Genomic DNA, 5,479 nt, shown 5'->3' with positions numbered 1-5,479 from the left:
TGACGGCCAACGGCCGGCGCCGGAGGACATTCGTACGCAAGGGCCTCCGCCCTGCGCCGCGCAGAACAATCCGCGAAGGAACCTCAGCGCCCGCGACCACCGTGCCAATGCTGGTGCCACGCCTGGAACATCAGCACGTTCCACAAGTGCGTGTGCCACTTGCGCTCGCCGCGCAGGAACGCCTCCCAGATGCCGCGCACGCGCACCGCATCGAAGCAGCCCTGGTTGCGCAGCAGCTGCGGATCCAGCAGCGCCTCGGCCCAATCACGCAGCGGACCCGCCAGCCAGCGCGCCATCGGCGGGCCGAAGCCGCGCTTGGGGCGGTACACCAGCGGCTCGGGCAGGTAGCGCGCCAGCAGGTGCTTCAAAATCAGCTTGTGCTCGCCATCGTGGTACTTCAGATGCTGCGGCAGGCGCCAGGCCAGGCGCACCACCTCCATGTCCAGCAGCGGCGCACGGGTTTCAACGCCCGCCGCCATGCCCGCGCGATCGACCTTGGCGAGAATGCCTTCGGCCAGATCCATGCGGAAATCGAGCAGCTGGATGCGCGCCTCGGCCGGCAGCGCCGTGTCCTGCTGCTGGAAGATCGTCACCGGTTCGCGCGCGCCCAGCACCACCTGCGCCGGCTGCCGCCAGCGGGTCACGCGCTGCAGGTAATGACCTTCCACATCGTTGGCGGCGACCTCGGCCACCAGTGCGCGCCAGCCACCGAGGCGGCCACGCTCGACGTTCATGCGGTTGCCGCTGCGCCGCGCCAGGTCACGTACCCAGTCCGGCAGGCCACCACACAGGCGCGCATTGCGCAGCGCGCGGCCATAACTGGGATGTCCGAAGAACAGTTCGTCGCCACCGTCACCGGTCAATGCCACCGGCTTGCGCGCACCCAGCAGTTCACTGGCCAGCAGTGTCGGCAGCTGCGAGGCGTCGGCGAACGGCTCGCACCAGACCTGCGGCAGCCGCTGCAGCAGGTCCAGGCCCTGGCGCGCGTCCATCCGGTGCAGGTGGTGCTGCACGCCCAGGTGGCGCGCCACCTGCGAAGCCCAATCGCTCTCGTCGTGGCCCGGATCGTCGAAGCCGACCGTCCACGCTTCGATCGGCAGGGTCGACTGCGCCTGCATCATCGCCGTCACCAGCGAGGAGTCGGTGCCGCCGGACAGGAACGCGCCGCAGGCCAGCGGCGAGTGCATGCGTGCAGCGATGGCCTTCTGCAGTACCGCCTCCAGCTGGTCGGTGGCCTGCTCCAGGCTCGGCGCCGGCTGCAGGGGTTCCTGCAGCGCGCTGTGCATCGCATCGCGTGCACACCAGTAACGCGAACCGCCCTGCGCGGCCATGCCGGAGTGCCCCGCAGCATGGTCATTCATGTCGATGCGCAACATCGCGCCGGCCACCAGCTTGTGGATGCCACGGTAGATGGTGTGCGGCGCCGGCACGTAGTCATGGCGCAGCAGCAGGCTCAGGGCATCCTGGTCGATGCTTGGCGAGAAACCCTCAAAGGCCTGCAGCGCCTTCAGCTCCGACGCGAACAGGAACCTGCCCTGGTACCAGCCGTAGTACAGCGGCCGCTCGCCCACCGGGTCGCGGGCCAGCCACAGCGCGCGCGACTCGCGGTCCCACACGCTGAAACCAAAGGCGCCCTCGATGCGCGACAGCGCCCGCTCCACGCCCCACTCGACGATCGCCTGCAGCAGCAGCCGCGCATCGCTGCAGTTGCGCGGCAGATCGCGCAGTTGTGCCTGCAGGTCGGCGCGGTTGTACAGGCGTCCGTCCAGGCACAGCACGTAGCGGCCGCAGTCCGAGCTCAGCGGTTGCAGGGGCGTATCGGTCGGCGCCCGGCAATGGCCCAGTGCCAGGCCGGCCTCGGCATCGGTCCAGTAGCCGATGCGACCCCGGCCGCGCTGTTGCAACGCGCGCAGCATCGGCGCCAGCTGCTGCAGCAGGTGCTCGTCTTCGGCGGGCGGCAACCAGGCCCCGACCACGCCGCTCATCGGGCACCTCCGCAGTGGCGGCGGGACAGGCACGGCAGGCAGAGGTTGGCGGGCGACATGGGAACGGCACGCGGAACGGAGGAGACTCCATGCTCGGCCCGCGCCCGCCCCGCGTCAGTCGCATTGCTGTCAGCGATCGTCACCAGACGTGTGACGAAGGTAACGTTTTGTAACGGCAACCGGCTATGCTTGGCGCCAAGTGGTTGCCGGGGCTGAGACCCGGCCCGTGCGCCAGCAACCCCGGCTGAATGGCGCCCGCCCCCTGGACCCGGGCGGCCCTATGGCTGGGATAGCATCGCCGCGCTCGTGCCGTGGCGGTACGTTTGCGTCCACGGAGGCCTTGAAAATGCTGGATATCGTACTGGTCGAAGACGATGCCCGCCTGGGAACGATGGTCAGTGACTATCTGCAGCGGCATGGTTACCAGGTCGCCCACGAGCGCAGCGGCGAGCGCGCCGTGGCCCGGATCCTGGCCGAAAAGCCGGCCCTGGTCCTGCTCGATGTCGGCCTGCCCGACCAGGATGGTTTCGAAGTGTGTCGGCAGATACGGCCCCACTATGACGGCATCATCTGCGTGCTGACCGCCCGAACCGACAACATCGACCAGGTCCTGGGGCTGGAACTGGGCGCCGACGACTACATCGGCAAGCCGATCGAACCGCGGGTGCTGCTGGCCCGCCTGCGCGCCCACCTGCGCCGCCACCGCCGGGTCGAGCCGCGCGACGGCAGCCTGCGCTTCGGCGAGCTGAGCATCGACCCGTCCACGCGCAATGTGCACCTGCAGGGTGCCCTGCTGGAACTGACCACCGCCGAGTTCGACCTGCTGTTCCTGCTGGCCAGCAACGCCGGCCAGATCCTCGACCGCGACGCCCTGCTGCGCGGCCTGCGCGGGATCGCCTTCGATGGGCTGGACCGCTCGATTGATGCCCGCATCTCGCGCCTGCGCCGCAAGTTGGGCGACAACCCGGAACAACCGGAACGGATCAAGACCGTCCGCGGACGCGGCTACCTGTTCAGCCGCTCGGCATGGGGATGAAGCGAACCCCCTCGGCGATGCGCGGCCACGCCTTCCACTTCCTGCGCTATGGCATCGGCTTCCTGGTCGCCCACCTTCTGCTGATCGTGCTTGGTCTGTGGGCGTGGGACGCGCTGCTGGAAGACCGCACCGAAGCCGGCCTGCAGGCCGAGATGCGCGGCACCCATGCGTTGCTGCAGCACCGCTTCGCCGAAACCCCGCGCGAGCAGTGGCCGGTGCTGGCGCGCGAACTCGACGCCGATTTCGCCTACGCGCTGCGCATGGTGCCGCTGGCCGAGGCGGTGAAGGAGCTGCCTGCCAGCCAGCGCCCGCCGTTCAACAACGGCCGTGTGCAGATCGACCTGGAGCACATGCGCAGCCTGCAGCGGATCGGCGACAGCGATTACGCGGTAATGCTGGGGCCGCTGGACGAAGCACTGCCTGAGGAGGGATGGCAGGACAGCGAAGTCTCCGGCGTGGCGATCCTGCTGCTGATCCTGATGGTGGCGGTGGCCCTGCCGATGTACGTGATGGTCTACCGCCTGTGGCGCGACGTCTCGCAGTTGGCCCAGGCGGCGCGTCAGATGCGCGATGGCCAGCTCGACACGCGCGCGCCGCGTGCCGGTACCGCGCTGGTACGGCCACTGGCCAATGCCTTCAACCACATGGCCGAACAGCTGCAGCAGCTGCTGGAAAGCCAACGCGTGCTGGCGCAGGCCGTGGCGCACGAGGTACGCACCCCGCTGGCGCGGATGCGTTTCGGCCTGGCCGACCTCGAGGACACCGCGCTGGATGAGCTCCAGCGCGATGCATTGGGCGGCCTGCGCACCGATGTCGACCGGCTGCAGCACCTCACCGACGCCGGCGTCGAGTACGCTGCCCTCGGCCGCTGCCACCAGCTGACCCGCCAGCGCCTGCAGCTGGCGGCGCTGGTGCGCGGCGTGATCGCCCAGTTCGCCCCGCTGCCGATGCCGGTGCAGCAGGTGCTGTCGCCGGTGGGCCTGGTCAACGTCAACCGGCACATGCTGGAACTGGCGCTGCGCAACCTGCTCGGCAATGCGCTGCGCTATGCACGCCGGCAGATCCGCATCACCAGCACGGTGAACGATGGCTGGCTGTGCCTGCAGGTGGAGGATGACGGCCCCGGCATCGCGCCGGAACTGCGCGGCCAGGTGCTGCAGCCTTACGTGCGGCTGGACCCGGGCAGCCCCGGCTTCGGGCTTGGCCTGGCGCTGGTGCAGGTAGTGGCCGACAAGCATGGCGGCCACGTCGAGGTAACCGATTCAGACCTGGGCGGCGCCTGCATCCGCCTGCACCTGCCGCTGGAAACCGGCGGCGTAGTAGAAGGCGATACGGCCTGCTAGCCCGCCGGTTCCGCGCGCGGCAGGGCAAACACGAACAGTGCGCCACGTTCGCTGTCACGCAGTTCGATGCGACGACCGTGCAGCTGCACGATGCGCTGCACGATCAACAGGCCCAGCCCGCCGTTCTCGCCGCGTCGCGCGCCCAGCGCGGCCGGTGCCTGGAACAGCTGCGTGCGCAGCGCTGGCGCCACGCCGGGGCCATCGTCGGCGACGCTGACCTCGACGCTGTCGGGTGTCGCGCGCAGGCACACCTCGATCCGGCCTCCCTCGGGCGCATGCCGCAACGCGTTGTCGAGCAGATTGGTCAGCACGCGCTCGACCAGGCCCAGGTCGGCGCGCACCAGCGGCAGGCCCGGCGGGAAGTCGGCATGCAGGCGCTGGTTGCGCGCCTGCGCGGCAAGTTCGAACTTCTGCAGCACGTCCTGCAGCAGCTCCGGCAGCGCGAAGACCTCCCATTCCAGGCGTACCTCGCCATGCTCCAGCCGCGCCAGCTCGAACAGCGCGCGCGCCAGCCGACCGACCTTGGCACTCTGCGCCAGGGCGATGCCGAGGTAGCGGCGGCGTTCGTCCGGTGACAGCGTGGCGTCCTTCAGCGCCAGCGTTTCCAGATAACCGTGCAGCGACGACAACGGCGTACGCAGGTCATGCGAGATGTTGGCCACCAGCTCGCGCCGCTGCAGGTCCTGCTGGCGCAGCTGCTGCCATTGTTCACCCAACCGCTGCGCCATCTGCGCGTGTGCGTGCTCAAGGATCACCAGCTCGTCGCGCTCGCCGGGGCGCAGTGGCTCCGGTGGCGGCAGTGGCGTCGGTGCGTCGATGTCGAAGGCCTGGATGCGCCGGGTCAGCCGCCGCAGCGGGCGGGTCACCCAGTAGAACGCCACCAGCCCGGCCAGCAGGCCGAGGCTGCCAACCAGCATTACCGACCACCAGGTGGTGTTCCACTGGCTGCCGGCGGCGAGATCGTCGGCCAGCATCTGCCGGTGCTCGCCGACCAGCACCACGTACACGTAACCCGCCTGACGGCCCTGCACGATCAACGGCGCGGCACTGAATACCTTGCGGCCATCCGCGCTGCGCGGATCGTCGCCGAGGATCGGCAGCGGCGCGGCGGCCAC

Annotated in this window: 4 protein-coding genes; 2 read left to right on the top strand and 2 right to left on the bottom strand. The window is 69.6% G+C overall.

What is annotated here, in order from left to right:
• Positions 1-83 precede the first annotated feature (83 nt).
• Positions 84-1,985 carry an asparagine synthase (glutamine-hydrolyzing) gene (gene asnB / locus QRO93_RS21005; protein WP_164086239.1) on the bottom strand — a complete coding sequence of 634 codons (1,902 nt, stop codon included), beginning with the start codon at positions 1,983-1,985 and terminating at the stop codon, positions 84-86.
• A gap of 346 nt (positions 1,986-2,331) precedes the next feature.
• Between asnB and QRO93_RS21000 the strand changes: the two genes are divergently transcribed.
• Both QRO93_RS21000 and QRO93_RS20995 read left to right on the top strand, forming a co-directional pair.
• The gene (locus tag QRO93_RS21000) at positions 2,332-3,021 is read left to right on the top strand and encodes a winged helix-turn-helix domain-containing protein (protein ID WP_053448690.1); all 690 of its coding nucleotides are present in this window, start codon (positions 2,332-2,334) and stop codon (positions 3,019-3,021) included.
• Positions 3,018-4,364, top strand: a complete 1,347-nt coding sequence (locus QRO93_RS20995; protein WP_053448689.1) for an ATP-binding protein — start codon at positions 3,018-3,020, stop codon at positions 4,362-4,364. Before QRO93_RS21000 ends, QRO93_RS20995 begins: the two co-directional genes overlap by 4 nt.
• Here the strand turns inward: QRO93_RS20995 and QRO93_RS20990 are convergent.
• A partial coding sequence (locus QRO93_RS20990) for a sensor histidine kinase KdpD (protein ID WP_285304347.1) occupies positions 4,361-5,479 on the bottom strand: 1,119 nt, incomplete at its 5' end. The genes QRO93_RS20995 and QRO93_RS20990 overlap by 4 nt on opposite strands.

This window comes from Stenotrophomonas maltophilia group sp. Smal17, from assembly GCF_030237045.1.
In the GTDB taxonomy this organism is placed as follows: Bacteria; Pseudomonadota; Gammaproteobacteria; order Xanthomonadales; family Xanthomonadaceae; genus Stenotrophomonas; species Stenotrophomonas forensis.
Note: the sequence above shows the minus strand (reverse complement) of the source record. Positions and strands in the feature narration are given on the sequence as shown.